Source organism: Edaphobacillus lindanitolerans (genome assembly GCF_900156305.1).
GTDB classification, from domain to species: domain Bacteria; phylum Bacillota; class Bacilli; order Bacillales_A; family Planococcaceae; genus Bhargavaea; species Bhargavaea lindanitolerans.
Genome location: NZ_FTPL01000001.1, coordinates 253,564 through 277,449, shown reverse-complemented (window position 1 = coordinate 277,449; position 23,886 = coordinate 253,564). Strand labels below are relative to the sequence as shown.

The window sequence follows — 23,886 nt, the reverse complement described above, 5'->3', positions numbered from 1 at the left end:
TATACAGAAAGACGGGGGACCGGACCATATGGCAAAAGCAGTACTCGATATCAACGATCGGCCGTCAAACGGCAAATGGCTGACACTCAGCCTCCAGCATATGTTTGCAATGTTCGGCTCCACCATCCTCGTGCCGCAGCTTGTCGGGCTGAGCCCGGCGATCGCGCTCCTCACGAGCGGAATCGCCACCATCGTCTTCATCCTCGTGACCCAGTTCAAAGTACCCGCCTATCTCGGGTCGTCGTTCGCCTTCATCATTCCGATCCAGGTGGCGACAAAGGCGGGCGGAATCGGCAGCGCCATGATCGGCAGCCTGTTCGTCGCGCTCGTTTATGCGATCGTCTCCCTGGTCATCTGGAAGACCGGATACAAGTGGATCATGAAAATCCTGCCGCCGGTCGTCGTCGGGCCGGTCATCATGGTGATCGGACTGGCACTTGCGCCGACGGCCGTCCAGATGGCGAGCACGATCGATGTCGACGGGACGAACACCTACAGCTTCCTTCACTTTTCTGCCGCTCTGGTCACCTTGGCGACCGCGGTGATCTGCATCATCTTCTTCCGCGGGATCATCAGCCTCATGCCCGTGCTGATCGGAATCGTCGCCGGCTACATCTACTCGGCGGCGATCGGCATCATCGACTTCTCGCCGGTCCGGGAGGCTGCCTGGTTCCAGGTGCCGGAGTTCCTGCTTCCGGGCGTTGACTACAGTTTCCACATCACACCGACGATGCTGCTGGTCATGGTGCCGATCGCCATCGTGACCATCTCCGAGCATATCGGACACCAGCTCGTCCTCGGACGGATCGTCGACCGGAACTTCATCAAGGAACCGGGCCTCAACCGCTCGCTCCTGGGCGACGGGCTCGGGACGCTCATCAGCGGGCTCGTCGGCGGCCCTCCGAAAACCACCTACGGGGAAAACATCGGCGTGCTCGCCCTTACCCGGGTGTTCAGCATCCATGTCATCTTCGGGGCAGCCATATTCGCTATCCTGTTCTCCTTCCTCGGGAAGCTGATGGCCCTCATCGCCACGATCCCGCAGGCGGTGCTCGGCGGAATCTCGATCCTCCTGTTCGGGATCATCGCTTCGTCCGGTCTCCGGATGCTCGTGGAACACGGAATCGACTTCGACAACCAGCGCAACCTCGTCATCGCTTCGGTCATCCTGGTGACCGGAATCGGCGGCGCGGCGATCCAGATCAGCGAAACGTTCAAAATCGAGGGCATGGCGCTTGCAGCCATCCTCGGCGTACTGCTCAACCAGGTCCTGCCCGGCAAGCCGACGGGAAAGGAAGCAGGAGACACCGAATAATCAATGCCTTTTAACTGCATCCGGGAGATGCGGAAAGGCGTTCTGTCAGCGGAAGCGGGCGATCTCTGCCTGCAATCCCTGAACGGAGCCTTTCCATGCCCGGAAAGGCTCTTTTCTTATACATAAAAGGGAGGACGGACACCATGGACCATCTGCTATCGATGAAACAGCTGAGCAAGCCGGACATATCCGGCCTGCTGAAGCGGGCCGGTGAACTGAAGGCCGGTGCGCCCCCCGCGCTCAACCGCGGCTACACCGTCAGCAACCTGTTCTTTGAGCCGAGCACGAGGACGAAGACGAGCTTTGAAATGGCGGAACGGAAGCTCGGACTGTCCACGCTCCCGTTCGAAGCCGGGTTCTCGAGCTCGCTCAAGGGCGAGACGCTTTACGACACGGTGAAGACATTGGAAGCGATCGGCCTGGACGCGCTGGTCATCCGCCATCCGGATGACCGGTACTACGACGGGCTGGCCGGACGGACGTCCGTGTCGCTCATAAACGGCGGCGACGGATCCGGCCAGCATCCGACCCAGTCGCTGCTCGACCTGTTCACGATGCAGGAGGAATTCGGGGCGCTCGAAGGGCTGAAAGTCACGATTGCCGGAGACGTGGCCCACAGCCGCGTCGCCAAATCCGACCGGGACGCACTGGAACTGTTCGGAGCGGATGTCCGCTATCTGTGCCCGGCCGAATGGCGCGGCGACTTTGACGCGGCGGATGACTGGGAAGACGTCCTTGGCGACAGTGATGTCATCATGCTGCTCCGCGTCCAGCATGAGCGCCATGGAGGCGGAGCGGACTTCTCGCATGAAGCGTACCACGAACGGTACGGACTGACGGAAGAACGCGCCGCCCGGATGAAAAAGGGCGCGGTCATCATGCACCCGGCACCGGTGAACCGCGGGGTGGAGATAGCGGATTCGCTCGTTGAAGACCCGAGATCCAGGATCTTCAGACAAGTGGAAAATGGCGTCTATATCAGAATGGCAGTCTTGGAATCGATACTGAAAGGGAGAGATTAAGATGGGCACACTGATTCGCAGAGTACGCATGCTGGATGAAAACGGGGAACTGACGGACAAGGACATCCTGATCGAGAACGGCCGCTTCAGTGAGATCGGCACCGGCATCAGCCCGGAAGGCCACGAGGTGACGGACGGCGGAGGCCGCTTTGCCGCACCGGGATTCATTGACGTGCACATCCATCTCCGCGAACCCGGCGGCGAGCACAAAGAAACGATCGAGACGGGCACGCTGGCTGCGGCCAAGGGCGGGTTCACGACGGTCTGCGCCATGCCGAACACCCGGCCGGTGCCGGACACGGCAGAAAACCTCGACAAGGTCAACCGGCTCATCGAAGAAAAAGCGCTCATCCGGGTCCTCCCCTACGCTTCGATCACCGTCCGCGAAGCCGGCAAGGAACGGACGGATATGAAGGAACTGAAAGAACACGGCGCCTTCGCGTTCACGGACGACGGCGTCGGCGTGCAGCAGGCCGGGATGATGTATGAAGCGATGCGCGATGCAGCGGAACTGGACATGCCGGTCGTCGCCCACTGCGAAGACAACACGCTCATCTACGGCGGCGCGATGCATGAAGGGAAACGCAGCAAAGAGCTTGGAATACCGGGCATCCCGTCGATCGCCGAATCGGTCCATATCGCCCGCGATGTGCTGCTCGCCGAGGCGGCAGGCGCCCACTATCATGTCTGCCATGTCAGCACGAAAGAATCTGTCCGTGTGATCCGCGACGCAAAGCGCGCCGGAATCCGGGTAACCGCAGAAGTCACCCCGCACCATCTCATCCTGACGGAAGACGACATTCCGGGGGATGATGCCAACTGGAAGATGAACCCGCCGCTCCGGTCGAAGGAAGACCTCGAGGCTTTGCACGAAGGGCTTCTCGACGGCACGATCGACGTCATCGCGACGGACCACGCCCCGCATGCAGCCGATGAAAAGGCGGCGGGCATGCAGAAGGCCCCGTTCGGGATCACCGGCCTTGAAACGGCGTTCCCGCTCCTCTTCACGGAATTCGTGGAAACCGGGAAATGGACGCTCAAGCAGCTGACGGACTGGCTGACGGCAAAACCGGCCGGCGTCTTCGGATTCGAATTCGGGGAGATCAAAGAAGGAAAGCCGGCGGATCTCGTGCTGGTCGACCTCGAGACTGAACGGGACATCCGGCCTGAACAGTTCGCTTCAAAAGGGAAAAATACGCCGTTCGGCGGCAAGGCCTGCAAAGGCTGGCCGGTCATGACCGTATTCGGCGGAAAAATCGTATGGCAGGAGGAACAATGATGACAGAGAAACGATATCTGATCCTTGAGGACGGCACGGTGTTTGAAGGCGAGGCGTTCGGCGCCGAACGCGGCATGGTCGGTGAAGTGGCATTCTCCACCGGGATGAGCGGCTACCAGGAGGCCCTGACAAACCCGTCGAACATCGGGGTGATCGCGGTCATGACCTATCCGATGATCGGAAACTACGGAGTGAACCGGGATGATTCCGAGTCGGTCGATTTCCACCTCGGAGGGCTCGCGGTCCGCGAGATCAGTGACCAGCCGTCGAATTTCCGCTGTGACCAGGACCTTGCTTCCTATATGAAGGACCGCAACATCCCCGGCATTTCCGAAATTGACACGCGCAAGCTGACCCGCATCATCCGGGATAAAGGAACGATGAAAGGGATGCTGACGGAGGCCGGCGCCGAACTCGACGTGCCGACAACGCTCACTGTCCTGGCGGCAACGGATTTCGCGGCCAATCAGGTGGAGGCGGTCTCGACGAAGCGCCCGTATCCGAGCCCGGGGCGCGGCAAGCGCGTGGCGGTCGTCGACTATGGCATGAAGCACGGCATCCTGCGCGAACTGAACAACCGCGGCTGCGACGTGCTCGTCGTCCCGCATGACACAACTGCCGCAGATGTGCTTGCGTGGCATCCGGACGGCATCCTCCTTTCCAACGGACCCGGCAATCCGGAAGACGTCGAGGCGGCACCGGCATTCATCCGGGACATCCTCGGCCGCGTCCCGGTATTCGGGATCAACCTCGGCCATCAGCTCCTCGCCATCGCGTGCGGGGGAACGACCTACAAAATGAAGTTCGGACACCATGGCGGCAACCATCCGGTGAAGGATCTTTCCACGGGGCGGACGGAAATCACCGCACAGAACCACCAGTTTGCAGTCGAACGGGACTCTCTCGGCGGAACGGGTCTTGAAGTGACCCATACCGCGCTCAATGACGGGACGGTCGAAGGCCTCCGGCATACCGGATATCCGGCATTCTCCGTCCAGTTCAATCCGGAAGCATCACCGGGACCGGAAGACTCAAACCACCTGTTCGACCGGTTCATCGACCTCATGGAGCGCCAAAACGGAAAGGAGCAGCACGCCAATGCCTAAACGCACAGATATCAAATCCATCCTCGTCATCGGCTCGGGTCCGATCGTCATCGGCCAGGCCGCAGAATTCGACTACGCAGGGACACAGGCCTGCCTCTCGCTGAAAGAAGAAGGGTACCGGGTCATCCTCATCAACTCGAACCCTGCCACGATCATGACCGACACGGAGATCGCAGACAAGGTGTACATCGAGCCGATCTCGCTCGATTTCGTCTCCCGCATCATCCGGAAGGAGCGTCCGGATGCCATCCTGCCGACGCTCGGCGGACAGACCGGCCTCAACATGGCGATCGAGCTGCACAACTCCGGCATCCTCGACGAACTCGGAATCGAAGTGCTCGGCACGAAGCTGGACGCGATCAACAAGGCGGAGGACCGGGAACTGTTCCGCTCCCTCATGAATGAACTGAACGTGCCGGTGCCCGAAAGTGAAATCATCCACAACCTTGAAGAAGCAAAGGCATTCGTCGATGTAATCGGCTATCCGGTCATCGTTCGGCCGGCATTCACGCTCGGAGGAACGGGCGGCGGCATCTGCCACGATGAACAGGAACTCGAGGACATTGTCGCGAGCGGCCTGAAATACAGCCCGGTCACACAATGCCTCCTCGAAAAGTCGATCGCCGGCTACAAGGAGATTGAATTTGAAGTGATGCGGGATTCCGCGGACAACGCGATCGTCGTCTGCAGCATGGAAAACGTCGACCCGGTCGGCATCCACACCGGCGATTCGATCGTCGTGGCGCCCGTACAGACACTGAGCGACCGTGAAGTCCAGATGCTCCGCAACGTCTCGCTCAACATCATCCGGGCACTCGGGATCGAAGGCGGCTGCAACGTCCAGCTCGCCCTTGACCCGGACAGCTTCAACTACTATGCCATCGAAGTGAATCCGCGCGTCAGCCGCTCCTCCGCACTCGCCTCGAAGGCGACCGGCTATCCGATCGCGAAGCTCGCGTCGAAGATCGCAGTCGGCCTGACACTCGACGAGATGCTGAATCCGGTCACAGGCAAAACCTACGCCTGCTTCGAGCCGACGATCGACTACATCGTCGCGAAGATCCCGCGCTGGCCGTTCGACAAGTTTGAAAGCGCGAAACGGAACCTCGGCACCCAGATGAAGGCGACGGGCGAAGTCATGTCGATGGGACGCACATTCGAGGAAGCGATGCTGAAGGCCGTCCGTTCCCTTGAGACCGGCCTGTATCACCTCGGTCTGAAGCACAGCGAAGAGCTCGGAATGGACTGGATCGAAAAGCGCATCCGCCGCGCCGGCGACGAACGGCTCTTCTTCATCGGTGAAGCGCTGCGCCGCGGCGTCACCGTCGAGGAGATCCATGACTGGAGCAAGATCGACTTCTTCTTCCTGAACAAGCTCGCCAAAATCGTCGCCTATGAGAAGACGCTCGCCGAAAATCCGTTCGACCGCACGGCGGCACGCAAAGCAAAGCGGATGGGCTTCGCAGACCGCACGATCGCGGAACTGTGGAACACCGACGAGCGGTCCGTATACGAATGGCGCACTGAACAAGGCCTCATCCCGGTCTATAAAATGGTCGATACTTGCGCAGGGGAGTTTGAATCCGAGACGCCTTACTTCTACGGCACGTACGAGGAAGAGAATGAATCCGCCAAGTCGGACAAGGAAAGTGTCATCGTCCTCGGATCCGGCCCGATCCGGATCGGCCAGGGGGTCGAGTTCGACTATGCGACCGTCCACTCCGTCTGGGCGATCCAGCAGGCAGGCTATGAAGCGATCATCATCAACAACAACCCTGAAACGGTCTCCACGGACTTCTCGATTTCCGATAAACTCTACTTCGAACCGCTGACGATCGAAGACGTCATGCACATCATCGATCTGGAACAGCCGAAGGGGGTCATCGTCCAGTTCGGCGGACAGACGGCGATCAACCTGGCGGCAGCCCTTGAGGCCCGCGGCGTGAAGATCCTCGGCACCATGCTCGAGGACCTGGACCGTGCGGAAAACCGGGACAAATTCGAACAGACGCTGCACGAAATCGGCATTCCGCAGCCGCTCGGCAAAACGGCCGTTTCATCCCCGGAAGCAGCCGGCATTGCCCGCGAGATCGGCTATCCGGTGCTCGTCCGCCCATCGTATGTGCTCGGCGGCCGCGCGATGGAAATCGTCTATAACGAAACCGAGCTGCTCCACTACATGGAACATGCCGTCGAGGCAAGTCCGGAACATCCGGTCCTCATCGACCGCTACCTGACGGGCAAAGAAATCGAAGTGGACGCGATCTGCGACGGTGAGAACGTGCTCATCCCGGGAATCATGGAACACATCGAGCGGGCAGGCGTGCACTCCGGCGACTCGATTGCGGTTTATCCGCCTCAGAGCCTGTCAGCGGAGCACATCCGTACGCTCACAGACTATACGGAACGGCTCGCAAGGGGCCTCAACATCGTCGGCCTCCTGAACATCCAGTACGTGATCGCCGACGGCAAAGTGTACGTCATCGAAGTGAACCCGCGCTCGAGCCGGACGGTTCCGTTCCTTTCGAAGATCACGGGCCTTCCGATGGCAAACATCGCGACAAAGGCGATCCTCGGCCAGCCGATTACGGCCCAGGGCTACCCGACCGGCCTCGTGGAAGCGGGCAGCGGCGTCTATGTGAAAGTTCCGGTGTTCAGCTTCGCGAAGCTCGCCCGCGTCGACATCACGCTCGGACCTGAAATGAAATCGACCGGCGAAGTCATGGGCAAGGATACGACGCTGGAAAAGGCACTATATAAAGGGCTCGTCGCTTCAGGAATGGAAGTCCGCAACCATGGAACCGTGCTCCTGACGGTTGCCGACAAAGACAAGGAAGAAGCGGCGGAGATCGCTGCGCGCTTCGCGGACATCGGCTACCAGCTTCTCGCGACCGCAGGCACGGCAGAAGCGCTGAGCGAAGCCGGACTGCCGGTCAGGACAGTCGGCAAAATCGGCGGTGAAGGAAAAACGCTCATCGACGTCATCCAGAACGGCGAAGCGCAGTTCGTCATCAACACGCTCACGAAAGGCAAGCAGCCGGAACGGGATGGATTCCGCATCCGCCGGGAGACCGTGGAAAACGGGATTCCGTGCATGACTTCCCTCGATACGGCGAAAGCGGTCCTCCGCGTCCTCGAGTCGATGACTTTCTCCGCCGACGCGATGCCGTCCGGAGAGGTCCTCGCATGATCCGCAACGAATGCATGGCGGTCGTTGCGCAGGCGGAGATTGCCCGGAACATTTTTGAACTCACCCTGAAAGGCGGGCTCGTCTCAGAAATCGGCAAGCCCGGGCGTTTCGTCCACATCCGCACTTCGGACGGCTTTGACCCGCTGCTCCGGCGGCCGGTCAGCATCTCGTCGGTTGACGAGGAAGCTGGGACGATGACGCTCATCTACAGGGCGGAAGGCAAGGGCACCGCCCTCCTCTCCCGGAAATCGGCAGGCGAGACGGTCGATGTGCTCGGCCCGCTCGGGAACGGCTTCCCGGCCGAAGCGGCAAAGGCGGGATCCCGTGCCCTCATCGTCGGCGGCGGGATCGGCGTGCCGCCTCTCTACGGGCTGTCGGAGAAGCTGAAGGCGGCGGGGGTCGAGCCGGTCCACGTGCTCGGCTTCCAGTCGGCGGATGTCGCATTCTATGAAGAACAATTCGGCGAGCTCGGAGAGACCCATCTGGCGACCGTCGACGGTTCTGCCGGCACGAAGGGATTCGTGACCGACGTGATCCGGTCACTTCCGGGGGAATTCGATGTGTATTACAGCTGCGGCCCGCTTCCGATGCTTACCGCAGTGTCCTCGGAGATGGAAGGCACCGAAGGGTACCTGAGCTTCGAGGAGCGGATGGGCTGCGGAATCGGCGCCTGCTTTGCCTGCGTATGCCGGACGGATTCGAATGAAAAGGGCTATGTGAAAGTATGCTCGGACGGACCAGTGTTCCGGGACGGGGTGGTGAAACTATGAATCGACTGCAGGTGGAACTGCCTGGACTGACGCTGAAAAATCCGATCATGCCCGCAAGCGGCTGTTTCGGATTCGGCAAGGAATATGCGCAGCTTTACGATCTGTCGCTGCTCGGCGCGATCATGGTGAAGGCGACGACACTCGAGGCGCGCTACGGCAATCCGACGCCGCGTGTCGCGGAAACGCCTTCGGGGATGCTGAACGCGATCGGGCTGCAGAACCCCGGCCTTGAAAAAGTCGTCACGGAGGAGCTTCCGTGGCTTGAGCGATACGACGTGCCGATCATCGCGAACGTGGCAGGGTCCGAGACGGAAGATTATGTGGCCGTTTGCGAGCGCATTTCAAAGGCTCCGAATGTCCGGGCAATCGAGCTCAATATCTCCTGCCCGAATGTCAAATGCGGGGGGATCACATTCGGGACCGATCCGGCGATCGCGAAGGAATTGACGGAGGCGGTGAAAGCCGTTTCGACCGTTCCGGTCTATGTGAAGCTGTCGCCGAACGTCACCGACGTGACCGCCATCGCAAGGGCGGTCGAGGAAGGGGGCGCGGACGGGCTCACGCTCATCAACACGCTCGTCGGCATGCGGTTCGATCCGCGGACGGGGCGGCCGGTCATTGCAAACGGTACGGGCGGACTGTCCGGCCCTGCCGTGAAGCCGGTTGCGCTCCGGATGGTGTACGAAGTGACAAAGGCCGTTTCGATCCCGGTGATCGGGATGGGCGGCATCGCGGAGGTCGACGACGTGATCGATTTCATGTCCGCCGGCGCCAGCGCCGTTGCGGTCGGCACGGCCAACTTCGTGGACCATTTCGTCTGCCCGAAACTGATTGACGCACTGCCGGCCCGCCTGGACGAGCTCGGCATCGGAAACATTACGGAACTGACCGGAAGGAGCCACCGTCTATGAACGACTCACCGATCATCGCGCTCGACTTCCCGGCACCGGAGGAAGCGGCGGCTTTTCTCCGGACCATTCCGGGCAGCCTGTCCGTGAAAATTGGGATGGAGCTGTATCTGCAGAACGGACCGTCGGTGATTGAACGGATCCGGGAAGCGGGGCATGACATCTTCCTCGACCTGAAGCTGCACGATATCCCGAATACGGTCGGACAGGCGATGAAGGGACTGGCCCGGCTCGGCGTCGGCATGGTGAACGTGCATGCGGCAGGCGGCCGGGAGATGATGGAGCGGGCGCTTGAAGGGCTGGAAGCCGGAACCCCGGCAGGCAGAAAGCGACCTGAACTGATCGCCGTCACGCAGCTCACGTCCACCGCGGAAGAACAGATGCGGCAGGAGCAGGGGATTTCGGGGACGCTTGAGGAGTCTGTTCTCCGGTACGCCCGCCTCGCACAGGAATCCGGCCTGGACGGCGTCGTCTGCTCGGTCCATGAGGCTTCCGCCATCCGCTCCCTCTGCGGGGACTCTTTCCTGAAAGTGACGCCGGGCATCCGGCTCGCGGGAAGCGGGACACAGGACCAGAAGCGGATCGCCACGCCGGAAGAGGCCCGGAAGGCCGGGTCGACCCATATTGTCGTCGGCCGCACAATCACGAAGGCGACGGACCCGGCGCAGGCGTACAACGAAGTGAAAAGGCAATGGGAGGAGTCAATCCGATGACGAACAAAAAAGAAATTGCTGAAGCGCTCCTGTCGATCGGAGCGGTCCGTTTCAGCCCGGATGAGCCCTTCACATGGGCATCCGGCATCGAATCGCCGATTTATTGCGACAACCGGCTGACGATGTCCCACCCGGAAGTCCGGCGGCTCATCGCCAGAGGCCTCGCCGAACAGATCCGCGAACAGTTCCCGGATGCCGAAGTGGTCGCCGGAACGGCGACTGCGGGCATTCCGCACGCCGCATGGGTGAGCGAGGAACTCAATCTGCCGATGATCTACATACGGTCGAAGCCAAAGGGCCACGGCCGGGGGAACCAGATTGAAGGGGAGATCCGCGAAGGGGCCAAAACAGTCATCATCGAGGACCTCATCTCGACGGGCGGCAGCAGCCTCACCGCGGCAGCGGCAGCGAAAGAGGCGGGTGCGGACGTGCTCGGTGTAGCGTCGATCTTCACGTACGGCCTGGACCGGGCGGAAGCCAACTTCAAGGAAGCCGGCCTTCCGCACTTCAGCCTCACCGATTTTGAAACGCTCGCCGCGGCGGCGGCCGAAAGCGGATCGATTTCCGGGGATGATCTACCCGGACTCGTCCAATGGCACGGAAAACTGAAAAAAGGTGAACTCCAATCCTGATCGGCGATCTGATCAACGGGAGGCGTCCTACTCCGGACGCCTCTTTTTTCATCCATTAAACGAATACAGTTGTATACAAACGAGTTTGCAGGCCGGGTGCGCTGATCGCCTTCGGCAACGTGCCGGTGCGGGGCAATGCCGCTGCTCCAAAAGCCGAACCGAAGCGACAGACAGGCGAGATGCAGTTGTTCGACATGACCCTCGCTTTGGCATCCGGCTTGACTCCATCCTGGTCCCGATCGGCGACGGACTGACCGTCCTGCAGGTCAGATGTATGGCATGAAACCAAAAAGGACGTGCAATCGGAGAAGACTGTGATCTCCTTTTGCACGTCTTTTGGCATGATCTATTTGGAATCAGGGTTTCTTCTTTCTCCGCCGACGTCTTTTCCGGGCAGGAGCTGCGGCTGCCTGCAGTATCGGATCATCCGAAACGGCAGCCGGTTCCTGTGCGGCAGCCGGTCCTTCTTCGGCCGGAGGTTTGCCGCAAAGGACTTTTTCCGGGGCGAGTTTTTCAAATGCTTCCTGTCTGACGGGGCCGGCGCTTCCCCGTGTTGCGGCTTTTTCTGCCAGCCCTGCCGGTGCGGGGCCGGCCTCTTCCCTGTCGGCGGCCTCCTGTGCGGATCCTTCCGTGTCCCGGCTGTCATCCGGCGGTTCGGGATGGGATTCACCGGCATGGGGGAGCTGGACGGGGTGGGCATCCCCGATGATCGTAATCGGACGCATCATGTCATGGTCCTCGTGTTCGAGGAAGTGGCAGTGCCAGATATAGTGGCCGGTGTGCTCCTTGAAGTGCATGATGATGGAGGTCATCTTCCCGACGTCTGCCTTCACGACATCTTTCCATCCCCGTTCGTAATCCCTCGGCGGTTCGAACGGGCCGGTCCACCGGAGAATGCCCTGCTCGAACAGTTCCGTGTCAAACGGCCTGCGCCCGAGGATCTTGAACTGGACGAGATGGACATGGATCGGGTGCTGGATCGGGGTCAGATTGAAGAAATTCCAGCGTTCGATGCTGTCGAGCGACGGTTTCTCGGTTGCCGGGTCATGATACATCCGGTCATTCAGCATGAGCATCGGCCGCCCGTATTCATCGGTGTCTGCCGTGAGCGGCAGGTCCCGGATGATGTGGGCGTGCGATTCATGCATCGCCATGTCCGGGCGCATCGTTTCCGGTATCCGGCTCGTGTCTTCGCCGGTCATCGGCCGGTCGACCCGGAACTGCATGACCACTCCGGTATGTTCGTCGAGCTGGAACTCGGTGTCGCTGTTGAGCAGGGTGATCTGCTGTCCCTCCATGCCGGAGAAATCGATGATCAGGTCTGTCCGCTCTGCCGGCAGCAGTTCGACGGTATCCAGTTCCTCGGGTGCAGCCAGGAATCCTCCGTCGGTCCCGATCTGATGGAACGGCGAACCATTCGACAGGCTGAGCGCATACCCCCTCCTGTTGGACGCATTGAGGATGCGGAACCGGTATTTCCGGGGCTCGACGCTCAGATACGGCCACACTTTTCCGTTCACCGTGATCGTATTGCCCGTGACGCCCGGGGTGATGGACGGATGCACCGTCACGGGGAATGGCGGGGAATCCGGATAAAAGAGGGAGCCGTCCTCGTTGAATGTCCGGTCCTGTATCATGAGCGGGAACTCATACTTGCCGGAAGGCAGCGCAAGACGGTCTTCCAGCGCATCCCTCAGCAGATAGAAACCCGCAAGTCCGGCATAGACGTTGAGCCGGGTGAGGGACATGGCGTGGTCATGGTACCAGAGTGTCGTGCCGGACTGGTGGTTCGTATATTCATGGACTTCCCTCGTGAACTTCGGTCCGGTCTCTTTGTAGCCTTTGGTATACCAGGCTTCCGGGTGGCCATCGCTTTCCCAGGCCACGTTTGCACCGTGCAGATGGACGACTGTCCGGACATCGGCTGTATCAAACGAGGAATGCAACGTGCGGTCAAGAGGAAGGAAGTGCTGGTCGGGGAGATGGTTGAGGTATTTCACGTAAAGTGTCCGGTCTTTCCTCGCCTCGAATGTCGGGCCGGGGAGGAGCCCGTTGTAACCCCAGATGCGGGTTTGCGGGAAAAGCCGGTGGAACCGATGGCAGGCCTCTCTCATTTCGAGTTCGTAGTAGGAGCCGTCGGGATAATCGCAGTGATGGACAGGCTTGGCGACGGGCGGCTTTGACAGAGGTTCCGTGAATTTGGGGATTGTGGACGGATCAGCCGGATTGACGCGCTTGTTCATTCAGATCCTTTCCTTTACCGGTATTTTCGTGCTCGGGTCTCTCTTCAGCCCGCACTTCAGTATATGACCGTCATGCCGGCGGAGGGTGACCAAGCGCCCTGAGGGCCGGAAAGGCGAACCCCCCGCGCCGGGGAGTGCTTTGTCCCCGATCCGGGTATGCTGAGGCGAAAGGGAGGGGTGCCGATATGCCGAAGAAGCTGATGAAGGCAATAAGCGGGCATGCTCTGCCGCTGAATGAAGGATCAATGGATGCCCTTGTGGAAGCGGCGGGGGATGCAAATATTGTCCTGCTCGGTGAAGCTTCTCACGGGACATCAGAATTTTATGCGGCACGTGCGGAGATTTCGAAGAGGCTCATCCGAGAAAAAGGGTTCTCGGCCGTCGCTGTCGAGGGGGACTGGCCGTCCGCCCAGGAAGTGAACCGGTTTGTCCGGGGACTCCATCCGGCATCATCTGCGGAAGAAATGCTGAAAAACGCGTTCCGGCGCTGGCCGGAGTGGATGTGGGCGAACACGGAAGTCGAATCGTTTGTGGAATGGCTGAAGTTGGAGAACTCGCGGAAATCCGAAGATAAAAAGGCCGGATTTTACGGCATCGACCTGTACAGCCTCTACGAGTCGATCGATGAGGTGCTGGAATTCCTGAAGGCCCATCCTCACTACGGGACGGATCCGGATTTGGCCCGTAAGGCGTTTTCCTGCTTTGAGCCGTACAACCGGATGCCGGAGCATTATGCATGGTCGACCGCGCATTTATCCGCAGCGTGCATCAAGGAAGTCACCGAACTCCTTTCGTCCATCCGGTTGCAGGGATCTGTTGGCAGGGAAAAGGGAGAGCAGGACCTGGACCTGAAGATGAACGCACTTGTCGCCAAAGATGCAGAGGAATACTACCGGTCCATGCTCACGGATGACGCGGCATCATGGAATATCCGGGACACCCATATGGCGGAAACGGTGGCCGGACTCATCGAACACCACGGTGCGGGTACAAAAGTCATCGTCTGGGAGCACAATACGCATATCGGCGATGCGTCCGAAACGTCGATGAAGACGGACGGGATGGTCAATGTCGGCCAGCTCGTCCGGGAGAAATACGGAAAAGAAGCCGTATATGCGGTCGGTTTCGGCACGAATGAAGGAACGGTGATCGCATCCCGTGAATGGGGCCTTCCGTACGAGGAGATGAGGGTGCCGCCCGCCAAACTCGGGACATGGGAAGGGCAGCTCAGCGCAGCGGCCGGAGGAGATGCGGTCCTGCTGTTCGATGAGTCGAACCGGGACCTTTTCTCCGGCTGGATCGGCCACCGTGCGATCGGCGTCGTCTATCATCCGGATTTTGAAGCGTATGGCAACTTCGTGGACTCGAGGGTCGGCCGCAGATACGACGCATTCGTTTTCTTTGAGCATACAAAGGCCCTTCGCCCGCTTTGAAGGAAACGATAAAGGCGTTCCGAAAACCCGTCTGTGCGGGATGCGGAACGCCTTGGGATTATTTTCTCAGCTTCTTCACAAGGTCTTCGTCGGGATCGGCAAAGACCGTCTTCTGTTCGAAATAGATGACAAACCCTGGCTTGGACCCGTTCGGCTTCTTCACGTGACGGACTTCCGTGTAGTCGACCGGGACGGAAGAGGATTCCCGTGCCTTGCTGAACCAGGCGGCGAGCGACGCGGCTTCCCGGATCGTCTCTTCGTCGGGTTCCGGCGAATGGATGACGACATGGGAGCCCGGAATGTCCTTCGTGTGCAGCCATGTTTCGTTGCGCTTGGCCGTTTTGAACGTCAGATGGTCATTCTGCTTGTTGTTTTTCCCGACGGAGATCGGGACGCCGCTCGATGAGACGAACGATTCCGGAGCGGGCTTGGTTTCTTTTTTCTTTTTCCTGGACTTGCGGGCCTTCAGATAACCGAGCTCCGCCAGTTCATCCCGGATCTCCTCGATGTCCGTTGCGGAAGCCTGGATGACCTGCTGTAGCAGGGATTCGAAGTAACGGATGTCTTCCTCCGCATGTCCGAGCTGTTCGGCGATCTTGACGAGCGCATGCTTGGCCTTATTGTACCTGGAATAGTACTTCTGGGCGTTTTCCGACGGAGTCTTGCGCGGGTCGAGGGGGATGTCCACTGTACCTCCGTGCTCATCATAATAGTTGACCGCTTCGACGGCTGCATCGCCTTTTTTGATCCGGTACAGATTGGCGGTGATCAGTTCGCCGAACAGCTGGTGGCGGTCGAGTTTCCCGGCCTGTTCCTGCTCGGCGCGCAGCTTGATCATCTTGTTCTTGAGCTTGGCGATCTCATTCATGAGCCATCGCTCCAGATCGCCTGCCTGCTGTTTCACGCGGTCGCGCTCCGCCTTGGCATGGTATACCTTGTCAAGAAGTGCGGACAGCGACGGGTAGCGTCTGACCTCGCCTTCAAGATGCAGCAGTTCATTGGCTGAAAAGAAGGTCTTCCCGCCGGATACGCACAGATTCGGGCAGTCTCCGCCTTTTTGGAATGCGTCGATGAAGGTTCGGTACGCGGCCAGTTTCTTCTCCGGCTCGGCACCCCGGATCCTGAACAGGAGCTCCTCGGCATGGAGCGCGGAAAACCCTGCGATTCTCCTGACGATCGCCCCAGGGGAGTCTGCCGCTTCGATGATGTCCAGGATCTCCCCGTCGGATGCCTCCGCCGGATCCAGCTTGTCCTGCGGGGGTGCGGGGACGAACGGCTGGCCGGGCAGGACCGTCCGGTAGCTGTTCACGGACGGCGGCAGATGTTTCATGCTGTCGAGGATGAGGTTGCGCGACGGATCGGTCAGGATGAGGTTGCTGTGGCGGCCCATCACTTCCACATGGATGTCCCGCTCGGTGTCATCGCCGATTTCATCCCGGCCCCGGACTGAAATGGTCATGATCCGGTCGGCTCCCGGCTGCCGGATCCCCGTGATGACGGCCCCTTCGAGATGCTTCCTCAGGAACATGCAGAAAGTCGGAGGCTGCATCGGATTGTCAACCGGCTCATCCGTCAGCTGGATGCGGGAATAAGAAGGGTGGATCGAGACGAGGAGCCGGTGGTTCGTCCGGCCGGCCCTGATCGTAAAGAGGATCTCCTGCTGGTTCGGCTGCTGGACCTTGGAGATGCGTCCGCCGACGAGCTGCTGGAGCTCTGCAGTCATTGCTTTTGTGAACAAACCATCAAATGCCATAAGTTTTGCCTCTTTCATTGCGTTTGTTCCCATTTTAGCATCCGCAGCCACGAATATGGTATAATTGCTCCATCAACGACCATAATCCCGCAGCATCCCGGGCTCACCGGCTTGCACAGGCGGACCATGAATTGAAGAGGGATCAACCGTTTATGAAAAAAGGACGCGGCCTGCTCATCGTCCTGTCGGGGCCGTCGGGCGTCGGCAAGGGCACGGTGCGCAAGGAACTATTTTCACAGCCGGACACGAACTATGAATATTCAATCTCGATGACGACCCGGAAGCCGAGGGAAGGGGAAGTGGACGGCAAGGACTACTTCTTCAAGGAACGGGCCGAGTTCGAACGGCTCATTGGAGAAGGGAAACTGCTGGAGCACGCCGAATACGTCGGCAATTATTACGGAACCCCGCTTGACTATGTCAATGAGACACTCGATGCGGGGCGTGATGTGTTCCTGGAGATCGAAGTCGTCGGAGCGGCGAAAGTAAGGGAAAAGATGCCCGACGGCGTCTTCATTTTCCTTGCGCCGCCGGATCTGTCAGAGCTTGAGCAGCGGCTCATCGGCCGGGGCACCGAGACGGATGAGGTCATCCGTTCACGTGTGGAAAAGGCGAGGGAAGAGCTCGAGATGATGCACCTGTATGATTATGTCGTGGAGAACGACGAAGTGAGCAGGGCGTGCGACCGCATCAATGCGATCATCACGGCTGAGCACTGCCGCCGGACACGCGTGGAACAACGTTACAAACTTATGCTGGAGGGTGAATGATCAAATGATGCTTTATCCGTCGATCGACTCGCTGAAACGCCAGATCGATTCAAAATACACGCTGGTGAGCATTGCGTCCAAGAGGGCGCGCGAGCTCCAGGAAAAAAACAACTCCCTGCTCGGTGACTACGAATCCGAGAAGTTCGTCGGCATGGCGCTGGAAGAAGTGGCGGCAGGCGTCCTGACGAAGGAAGCCTCCGACGCCAATGTCCAGTACGAAGACGAGATGTAAACATAGAAACAGTGAAAACTCCCGGAGAATCTTCGTTCTTTGGGAGTTTTCGTTCGGAAAGGGTGCTTCACAATGCTGAAAAACAGAAAGATCCTCATCTGCGTGACCGGCGGCATCGCCGTTTACAAAGCGGTGGCGCTCGTCAGCAAGCTGTCGCAGGCAGGGGCAGAAGTCAAAGTGATCATGAGCGAATCGGCGACGCGCTTCGTCAACCCGCTGAGCTTCCAGGTGATGTCCCGCAATGACGTATATCTGGACACTTTCGACGAGAAGGATCCCGCCGTCGTCGCGCATATCGATCTGGCGGACTGGGCGGACCTCGTCCTCGTGGCGCCGGCAACCGCGAATGTCATCGGCAAGCTGGCAAACGGCATTGCGGACGACATGGTGACCACGACGCTGCTGGCCGTTACGGCCGATGTCTGGATCGCACCGGCGATGAATGTCCATATGTACGGCCATCCGGCGGTCATGCGCAACATGAGCCGGCTGCACGGGGACGGATACCGGTTCATCGAGCCGTCGGAAGGTTTTCTCGCTTGCGGCTATGTCGGGAAAGGCCGGCTCGAAGAACCGGAGCGCATCGTGGAACTCATCAAAGCCCGCTTCGACGATGTGCAGCCGGCCGCACCCCGACTGCTGGAAGGGAAAAAAGTGATCGTCACGGCCGGTCCGACCCGTGAGCGGATCGACCCTGTCCGCTATGTTTCCAATTTTTCGAGCGGCAAGATGGGTTACGCGATGGCGGAGGCGGCGGCGAGGCTCGGCGCGGAGACTGTGCTTGTGACGGGGCCGGTGGAGCTTGAAATCCCGGCCGGCGTCCGTGCCGTCCATGTGGAGAGTGCACGGGAGATGTTCGAGGCGGTGCTGGCTGAATTCGATACCGCCGACGCGGTGATCAAAGCTGCGGCAGTCGCCGACTACAGGCCGAAGACCGTCCATTCCGGGAAGATGAAAAAGCAGGAAGGGGACGCTTCCATTGAACTTGAGCGGACGACCGATATCCTGAAAGAGCTCGGAAAACGGAAGAGCCATCAGTGTCTCATCGGCTTCGCAGCGGAGACGGACCGGGTCGAGGAGTATGCCAAAGGGAAACTGGAGCGGAAAAACCTCGATTTCATCATTGCGAACGACGTGACGAATCCGCAGGGAGGATTCGGCAGCGAGACGAATGTCGTCACGCTCTACGGCCGTGACGGGTCGTCCGAGCCGTTCCCGGCGCTGGAAAAAAAGGAACTCGCGGAGAGGCTGCTCAGCCGGATCTTCGGGGGTGGCCGGAATGATCGCTGAGGTGATCACCGACGTCTCCGCCCATCCGGTCGACCGGCCGTTCGATTATCTCGTGCCGCAGCGCATGGAAACGGTCATCGAGCGGGGGGCGCGCGTGAAGGTGCCGTTCGGCAACCGGAAAGTCCTCGGATTCGTCACCGGTTTCAAGGAACAGAGTGACATCCCCGTGAACAAGCTGCGGCCGATCGATGAACTGCTCGACCTGGAGCCGGTCCTCACGGGCGAAATGCTGGATCTGGCCGACTGGATGAAAAGGGAGACGCTCTGCTTTGAAATCGATGCCCTGCAGGTGATGCTCCCTTCCGCACTCCGGGCAAAATATGAAAAAGTGATCCACGTCCTGGAGCCGGACAGGATCGGTAGCGAAGCCGCCGGCATCATCGGAAGCCGGAATGCGGTCGCACTGAAAGAATTTCCGGAACGGCTGCTGCCTTCACTGAAGCGGCTTTCACAGGAAGGCGCCATTTCGATTGAAACGGGGATCCGGCAGCGGACGAGCATCAAAAAAGAACGGGTCCTTCACATCGCGGGGCCCGAGAACCTTGCGGACGTCCGGGAAGGCATCAAGAAAAGCGCCCACCGGCAGGCGGCGCTCATCGACTGGATGCTTGCCCATGCCGGGGAGACCATCCCCACGAGGGACGTCATGGAACTGACCGGTACGACCCGTGCCACCGTAAAGGCGCTCCTCGAAAAAGGGGCGGCGGCCGAAACGGAAGTGGAAGTGTACCGGAAGCCCGAAGTCGGCCTCCTGGACGAAGCCGGCGGTGATCCGGTCATGCTGACGGACGAGCAGGCCGACGCCGTCAGCCGGATTTCGCGTGCAGCGGATGAAGGCAGGGAAGAGACGTTTCTCCTCCACGGCATCACGGGAAGCGGCAAGACGGAAGTGTACATGCAGGTGATCCGGAGGGTCCTTGAACAAGGGAAGGAAGCGATCGTCCTCGTGCCGGAAATCTCCCTGACCCCGCAGATTACGTCCAGATTCAAAAAGCGCTTCGGACCGCTCGTTGCCGTCATGCACAGCGGATTGTCCGCAGGCGAGAAATACGACGAATGGCGGAAGGTACAGCGCGGGGAAGTGAAAGTCGTCGTCGGCGCCCGTTCCGCCGTCTTTGCTCCCTTCCGGAATCTTGGTGCCGTCATCCTCGACGAAGAGCATGAATCCAGCTACAAGCAGGAAGACAGCCCCCGCTACCATGCCCGGGATGTGGCGATCCGGCGTGCCGAAATGCACGGCTGCCCGGTCATCCTCGGAAGTGCGACGCCTTCGCTGGAATCGTTCGCACGTGCACACAAGGGGGTCTATACCCTCCTGACCCTGTCGGAACGGGCGAAGCAGCAGCCGCTTCCGGAAGTCCGGATCGTGGACATGCGCGAAGAATTGAAAAACGGCAACCGATCGATGTTCTCCGTCGATCTGGCCGAAGCCATCCGCGACCGCCTCGGAAAAGGCGAGCAGACGGTCCTGTTCCTGAACCGGCGCGGCTATTCATCGTTCGTCCTTTGCAGGGACTGCGGGACGGCCGTCCAGTGCCCGAACTGTGACATCTCGCTCACCTATCACCGTGCGTCGGAGCGGCTGCAGTGCCATTATTGCGGGCATGAGGAACCGGTTCCGCTCATCTGTCCGGAATGCGGCAGCGAACATATCCGGTTCTTCGGCACGGGCACGCAGAAGGTCCAGGAGGAACTTCACCGGCTGTTCCCCGAGGCCCGTGTGCTCCGCATGGATGTGGACACGACCCGCCAGAAGGGGGCGCACGAAAAGCTGCTCCGCCAGTTCGGGGACGGGGAGGCCGACATTCTGCTCGGCACCCAGATGATCGCAAAAGGGCTTGATTTTCCGAATATCACGCTCGTCGGCGTGCTGTCGGCAGACACGATGCTCCGCCTGTCGGACTTCCGCGCTGCCGAGAAGACGTTCCAGCTGCTCACCCAGGTGAGCGGCCGGGCGGGCCGTCATGAGAAAGAGGGCCAGGTCTACATCCAGACCTATGCGCCTGAACATTATGCGGTCGAACTGTCGAAAGAACAGGCTTTCGAACCGTTCTATGCAATCGAGATGGCCAACCGGAAACGGTTCTCCTATCCGCCTTTCTACTATATAACGCTCATCCGCTTCTCCCACGAGGATCTGATGACCGTCGCGGACACCGCGGAAAAAGCCGTGGCATGGCTCGCCGGGAAACTCGGCGGGGACACGGTGATCATCGGTCCGACGGCCTCCGAAGTGGCCCGCGTGAACAATAGATATCGCTATCAATGTCTGATAAAATACAAAAAAGAACCAAAGCTGGCCGGCGTTCTGACGGATCTCGTGAAGATCTACAGAAGCAGCTGGATGAAAGAGGGCCTGCTCATGTCAATCGACATGAACCCTTCTTCCATCAGTTGAAACCGGCAGATGGAAAAGAGGAATGTTCAATGGCAATCCGGAAAATCGTGGAACACCCGTCGCCGATCCTGAGCCGTCCGGCGAGACCTGTGACGGATTTCGGGAAGGGGCTCCAGTCGCTGCTCGATGACATGTACGAAACGATGATCGAGGCCGACGGGATCGGCATCGCTGCTCCCCAGGTGAACGAGGGGGTCCGTGCGGCGATCGTCGACCTCGGCGAAGGCCAGGAGCCGATCTGGCTGATCAATCCCGAAGTCGTCGCAACCGGCGGCACCGACACGGACGTGGAGGGATGCCTCAGCTTCCCCGGACTCTACGGAGAAGTGGAGCGCCCGTACAGCGTGAAGGTCCATGCTCAGGACCGTGACGGTTCCTGGTATGAGCTGGAAGCGGAAGACTACGAAGCGAGGGCGATCCTGCACGAGATCGACCATCTTGATGGTGTCCTGTTTGATTCGAAGATCATCCGCATCCTCACGGAAGAGGAACTCGAGGAGATGGCGGCGGAAGGGGAGGAAGAACAATGACGAGCATCGTGTTCATGGGAACGCCGGACTTCTCGGCGCCCGTCCTCCGGATGCTGCGTGAAGAAGGGTACGACGTGCTCGCAGTGGTCACGCAGCCTGACCGCCCCGTCGGACGGAAGAAAATCCTGACCCCTCCTCCGGTGAAAGAAGCGGCATTGGAGCTCGGCCTCCCCGTCCTTCAGCCTGAGAAGCTGAAAGGCTCGCCGGAGCTGGAAAAGATCATCTCCCTTAAGCCGGACCTTGTCGTCACTGCGGCATATGGCCAGATTTTGCCGAAAGACCTGCTGGATGCACCGGTCCTCGGCTGCCTGAATGTCCATGCCTCGCTGCTTCCGGAATACCGGGGCGGCGCTCCGATCCACCAGGCGGTCATCGACGGCCGGACGGAGACGGGCGTGACGATCATGTATATGGCCGAGAAGCTTGATGCGGGAGACATCATCTCGCAGGTCCGGGTTCCGATCGGCGGAAACGAGGACACCGGAGAGCTGTTCGGGAAACTTTCCGAAGCCGGCACTGCGCTTCTCAAAGAGACGCTGCCTGCCGTCATCGCAGGAACGAACGACCGGATCCCTCAAGATCACAGCAAGGCGACATTTGCCGGAAACATTACGAGAGAACAGGAGAAGATTGACTGGAACCGGCCTGCCGCCGCAATCCACAATCAGATCCGCGGACTCCGCCCGTGGCCGGGCGCATTCACAGAGTACGAGGGGAAGACGATGAAAGTCTGGCGTTCCGAACCTGCAGCGGGCAGGGAGGGGGCCGCGCCCGGAGAAGTCATCTCCATCAAAGGAGGAGCCGTCACCGTCCAGGGCGGCGACGGTGCGGCGATCCGCATCACAGAGCTCCAGCCTTCCGGCAAGAAGCGGATGGACGCGGCCGGGTTCCTCAACGGTGCCGGCGCCTCGATGGCCGAAGGGGACCTGTTCGGATGAGCCGGAGCCAGGCGGGCAAATGGGAAGGGAATGTCCGGGATGCAGCGCTCAGCATCCTCGTCGCGGTCAGCCGGGACCAGGCGTACAGCAATCTGCTCCTGCACCGGACCATCGAAGATTACAAACTGGACGCGAAGGACCGCGCGCTCCTGACAGAGCTCACATACGGAACGATCCAGCACCGGATGACGCTCGACTACTATCTGGCCCCGTTCATCCGCGGGGAAGTGGAGGGTTGGGTGCGAGAGCTGCTGCGCCTGTCGGTCTATCAGCTCGTTTACCTCGAGCGGATCCCCGACCATGCCGTCGTCAATGAGGCGGTTGAAATCGCCAAGCGGCGCGGCCACAAGGGGATTGCTTCGATGGTGAACGGCATTCTCCGGTCGGTCATCCGCAACGGGGTGAAAGACCCCAGCGAGATCCGGGACTGGACGGAGCGGACTTCTGTTTCCACGAGCCATCCGGAATGGCTGATCAGAAGATGGGCCGGCCAGTACGGGACGGAAGAAACCGAGGCGATGGCAGCAGCGAACAACGAGCCGCCCGTCCAGACGGTCCGCGTGAACCGGACGAAGGGAACGGCGGATGACGCCCTGCAGTCGCTCCGGACCGACGGATTTGATGCGGAACCGAGCCCCGTCGTTCCCGGTGCCATCCGGATCAGAGGAGGCAATGCAGCCAGAAGCCGTGCTTTCGGGGAAGGGCTTGTCACCATCCAGGATGAAAGTTCCATGCTTCCGGCAATCGCGCTCGATGCAAGGGCCGGCATGCGGGTGCTTGACATGTGTGCGGCCCCGGGCGGCAAGACAACGCATATCGCGGAACTGATGGATGACCGGGGCGAGGTGCTCGCCTACGATCTCCATCCGCACAAGGTGAAGCTGATCGAAGAAAATGCCGCGCGGCTCGGCCTGAACAGCATCCGGACCGGAACCGCCGACAGCAGGAAGCTTGCCGGTGAACTGGAAGCCGGTTCATTCGACCGGATCCTCGTGGATGCACCGTGCAGCGGACTCGGCGTCATCCGCCGGAAACCCGACATCAAATATTCCAAATCGGAAAGAGACATCGCAGGATTGCCGGACATCCAGCTGAGCCTGCTCGGGGAAGCCCACAGCCTGCTCAGGGCGGGCGGTATTCTCGTCTACAGCACGTGCACCGTTGACCGCGAGGAGAACCGGGAAACAGCCGGGCAATTCCTGGAACAGTTCCCGGATATGGAACGCCTCGATCTTGAGGAAGTCCTTCCGGGCAACCTCCGATTTGAGGACGGCATGCTCCAGGTATTGCCGCAGGACTTCGGAGGCGACGGTTTCTTCGTCGCCGCTTTCAGAAAACGAACGGAATGAGCCGCCGGCACCTGC

19 protein-coding genes are annotated in these 23,886 nt (G+C 60.1%); 17 read left to right on the top strand and 2 right to left on the bottom strand.

Annotated elements, in window-relative coordinates; genetic code table 11:
- Window positions 1–28 precede the first annotated feature (28 nt).
- The 9 genes from B0B07_RS01305 (at window position 29) to pyrE (ending at window position 10,935) form a co-directional block, all read left to right on the top strand.
- Complete coding sequence (locus B0B07_RS01305) at window positions 29–1,315, top strand: uracil-xanthine permease family protein (protein WP_076756569.1); 1,287 nt, start codon at window positions 29–31, stop codon at window positions 1,313–1,315.
- Between the two features lie 143 nt (window positions 1,316–1,458).
- The gene (locus tag B0B07_RS01300) at window positions 1,459–2,337 is read left to right on the top strand and encodes an aspartate carbamoyltransferase catalytic subunit (RefSeq protein WP_076756568.1); all 879 of its coding nucleotides are present in this window, start codon (window positions 1,459–1,461) and stop codon (window positions 2,335–2,337) included.
- Window position 2,338: 1 nt separating this feature from the next.
- Window positions 2,339–3,616: a dihydroorotase gene (locus B0B07_RS01295; protein ID WP_076756567.1), complete on the top strand. Its 1,278-nt coding sequence runs from the start codon at window positions 2,339–2,341 to the stop codon at window positions 3,614–3,616.
- A complete protein-coding gene (locus B0B07_RS01290; protein ID WP_407643851.1) occupies window positions 3,616–4,722 on the top strand; it encodes a carbamoyl phosphate synthase small subunit in 1,107 nt (368 codons plus the stop codon). Before B0B07_RS01295 ends, B0B07_RS01290 begins: the two co-directional genes overlap by 1 nt.
- A complete protein-coding gene (carB, locus tag B0B07_RS01285) occupies window positions 4,715–7,912 on the top strand; it encodes a carbamoyl-phosphate synthase large subunit (protein WP_076756565.1) in 3,198 nt (1,065 codons plus the stop codon). Before B0B07_RS01290 ends, carB begins: the two co-directional genes overlap by 8 nt.
- Window positions 7,909–8,682, top strand: a complete 774-nt coding sequence (locus tag B0B07_RS01280; RefSeq protein WP_076756564.1) for a dihydroorotate dehydrogenase electron transfer subunit — start codon at window positions 7,909–7,911, stop codon at window positions 8,680–8,682. Before carB ends, B0B07_RS01280 begins: the two co-directional genes overlap by 4 nt.
- Complete coding sequence (locus tag B0B07_RS01275) at window positions 8,679–9,593, top strand: dihydroorotate dehydrogenase (RefSeq protein WP_076756563.1); 915 nt, start codon at window positions 8,679–8,681, stop codon at window positions 9,591–9,593. Before B0B07_RS01280 ends, B0B07_RS01275 begins: the two co-directional genes overlap by 4 nt.
- The gene (gene pyrF, locus B0B07_RS01270; protein ID WP_076756562.1) at window positions 9,590–10,303 is read left to right on the top strand and encodes an orotidine-5'-phosphate decarboxylase; all 714 of its coding nucleotides are present in this window, start codon (window positions 9,590–9,592) and stop codon (window positions 10,301–10,303) included. The genes B0B07_RS01275 and pyrF overlap by 4 nt, the downstream gene beginning before the upstream one ends.
- Window positions 10,300–10,935: an orotate phosphoribosyltransferase gene (pyrE, locus tag B0B07_RS01265; RefSeq protein ID WP_076756561.1), complete on the top strand. Its 636-nt coding sequence runs from the start codon at window positions 10,300–10,302 to the stop codon at window positions 10,933–10,935. Before pyrF ends, pyrE begins: the two co-directional genes overlap by 4 nt.
- 356 nt (window positions 10,936–11,291) lie before the next feature.
- Here pyrE and B0B07_RS01255 read toward each other — a convergent pair whose 3' ends face one another.
- Complete coding sequence (locus B0B07_RS01255; protein WP_076756559.1) at window positions 11,292–13,178, bottom strand: multicopper oxidase family protein; 1,887 nt, start codon at window positions 13,176–13,178, stop codon at window positions 11,292–11,294.
- A 185-nt stretch (window positions 13,179–13,363) separates the two neighbouring features.
- On the opposite strand from B0B07_RS01255, the gene B0B07_RS01250 reads away from it, so the two are divergent.
- Window positions 13,364–14,611: an erythromycin esterase family protein gene (locus B0B07_RS01250; RefSeq protein WP_076756558.1), complete on the top strand. Its 1,248-nt coding sequence runs from the start codon at window positions 13,364–13,366 to the stop codon at window positions 14,609–14,611.
- A 58-nt stretch (window positions 14,612–14,669) separates the two neighbouring features.
- Here B0B07_RS01250 and B0B07_RS01245 read toward each other — a convergent pair whose 3' ends face one another.
- Window positions 14,670–16,364, bottom strand: a complete 1,695-nt coding sequence (locus tag B0B07_RS01245) for an Rqc2 family fibronectin-binding protein (RefSeq protein ID WP_076756557.1) — start codon at window positions 16,362–16,364, stop codon at window positions 14,670–14,672.
- Between the two features lie 152 nt (window positions 16,365–16,516).
- On the opposite strand from B0B07_RS01245, the gene gmk reads away from it, so the two are divergent.
- The 7 genes from gmk to rsmB all read left to right on the top strand — a co-directional run bounded on the left by gmk (window position 16,517) and on the right by rsmB (window position 23,871).
- Window positions 16,517–17,134 (top strand): guanylate kinase, encoded by a 618-nt coding sequence (gene gmk, locus B0B07_RS01240; RefSeq protein WP_076756556.1) that lies wholly within the window; start codon window positions 16,517–16,519, stop codon window positions 17,132–17,134.
- A 7-nt stretch (window positions 17,135–17,141) separates the two neighbouring features.
- Window positions 17,142–17,366, top strand: coding sequence for a DNA-directed RNA polymerase subunit omega (rpoZ, locus tag B0B07_RS01235; RefSeq protein WP_076757453.1), 225 nt, complete (start codon window positions 17,142–17,144; stop codon window positions 17,364–17,366).
- 72 nt (window positions 17,367–17,438) lie between these two features.
- Window positions 17,439–18,656, top strand: a complete 1,218-nt coding sequence (gene coaBC / locus B0B07_RS01230; RefSeq protein WP_076756555.1) for a bifunctional phosphopantothenoylcysteine decarboxylase/phosphopantothenate--cysteine ligase CoaBC — start codon at window positions 17,439–17,441, stop codon at window positions 18,654–18,656.
- The gene (gene priA / locus B0B07_RS01225) at window positions 18,646–21,054 is read left to right on the top strand and encodes a primosomal protein N' (RefSeq protein ID WP_076756554.1); all 2,409 of its coding nucleotides are present in this window, start codon (window positions 18,646–18,648) and stop codon (window positions 21,052–21,054) included. The genes coaBC and priA overlap by 11 nt, the downstream gene beginning before the upstream one ends.
- A 29-nt stretch (window positions 21,055–21,083) precedes the next feature.
- Complete coding sequence (def, locus tag B0B07_RS01220) at window positions 21,084–21,584, top strand: peptide deformylase (RefSeq protein ID WP_076756553.1); 501 nt, start codon at window positions 21,084–21,086, stop codon at window positions 21,582–21,584.
- The gene (gene fmt / locus B0B07_RS01215; RefSeq protein WP_076756552.1) at window positions 21,581–22,522 is read left to right on the top strand and encodes a methionyl-tRNA formyltransferase; all 942 of its coding nucleotides are present in this window, start codon (window positions 21,581–21,583) and stop codon (window positions 22,520–22,522) included. The genes def and fmt overlap by 4 nt, the downstream gene beginning before the upstream one ends.
- Entirely contained in the window at window positions 22,519–23,871 is a 1,353-nt protein-coding gene (gene rsmB / locus B0B07_RS01210; RefSeq protein WP_076756551.1) for a 16S rRNA (cytosine(967)-C(5))-methyltransferase RsmB, read from the top strand. The genes fmt and rsmB overlap by 4 nt, the downstream gene beginning before the upstream one ends.
- The last annotated feature ends 15 nt before the right edge of the window (window positions 23,872–23,886 follow it).

Bases quoted from the DNA above. Each gene is read 5' to 3' on its own strand.
- B0B07_RS01305 (WP_076756569.1), top strand. From the start codon at position 29: ATGGCAAAAGCAGTACTCGATATCAACGATCGGCCGTCAAACGGCAAA.
- B0B07_RS01300 (WP_076756568.1), top strand. From the start codon at position 1,459: ATGGACCATCTGCTATCGATGAAACAGCTGAGCAAGCCGGACATATCC.
- B0B07_RS01295 (WP_076756567.1), top strand. From the start codon at position 2,339: ATGGGCACACTGATTCGCAGAGTACGCATGCTGGATGAAAACGGGGAA.
- B0B07_RS01290 (WP_407643851.1), top strand. From the start codon at position 3,616: ATGACAGAGAAACGATATCTGATCCTTGAGGACGGCACGGTGTTTGAA.
- carB (WP_076756565.1), top strand. From the start codon at position 4,715: ATGCCTAAACGCACAGATATCAAATCCATCCTCGTCATCGGCTCGGGT.
- B0B07_RS01280 (WP_076756564.1), top strand. From the start codon at position 7,909: ATGATCCGCAACGAATGCATGGCGGTCGTTGCGCAGGCGGAGATTGCC.
- B0B07_RS01275 (WP_076756563.1), top strand. From the start codon at position 8,679: ATGAATCGACTGCAGGTGGAACTGCCTGGACTGACGCTGAAAAATCCG.
- pyrF (WP_076756562.1), top strand. From the start codon at position 9,590: ATGAACGACTCACCGATCATCGCGCTCGACTTCCCGGCACCGGAGGAA.
- pyrE (WP_076756561.1), top strand. From the start codon at position 10,300: ATGACGAACAAAAAAGAAATTGCTGAAGCGCTCCTGTCGATCGGAGCG.
- B0B07_RS01255 (WP_076756559.1), bottom strand. From the start codon at position 13,178: ATGAACAAGCGCGTCAATCCGGCTGATCCGTCCACAATCCCCAAATTC.
- B0B07_RS01250 (WP_076756558.1), top strand. From the start codon at position 13,364: ATGCCGAAGAAGCTGATGAAGGCAATAAGCGGGCATGCTCTGCCGCTG.
- B0B07_RS01245 (WP_076756557.1), bottom strand. From the start codon at position 16,364: ATGGCATTTGATGGTTTGTTCACAAAAGCAATGACTGCAGAGCTCCAG.
- gmk (WP_076756556.1), top strand. From the start codon at position 16,517: ATGAAAAAAGGACGCGGCCTGCTCATCGTCCTGTCGGGGCCGTCGGGC.
- rpoZ (WP_076757453.1), top strand. From the start codon at position 17,142: ATGCTTTATCCGTCGATCGACTCGCTGAAACGCCAGATCGATTCAAAA.
- coaBC (WP_076756555.1), top strand. From the start codon at position 17,439: ATGCTGAAAAACAGAAAGATCCTCATCTGCGTGACCGGCGGCATCGCC.
- priA (WP_076756554.1), top strand. From the start codon at position 18,646: ATGATCGCTGAGGTGATCACCGACGTCTCCGCCCATCCGGTCGACCGG.
- def (WP_076756553.1), top strand. From the start codon at position 21,084: ATGGCAATCCGGAAAATCGTGGAACACCCGTCGCCGATCCTGAGCCGT.
- fmt (WP_076756552.1), top strand. From the start codon at position 21,581: ATGACGAGCATCGTGTTCATGGGAACGCCGGACTTCTCGGCGCCCGTC.
- rsmB (WP_076756551.1), top strand. From the start codon at position 22,519: ATGAGCCGGAGCCAGGCGGGCAAATGGGAAGGGAATGTCCGGGATGCA.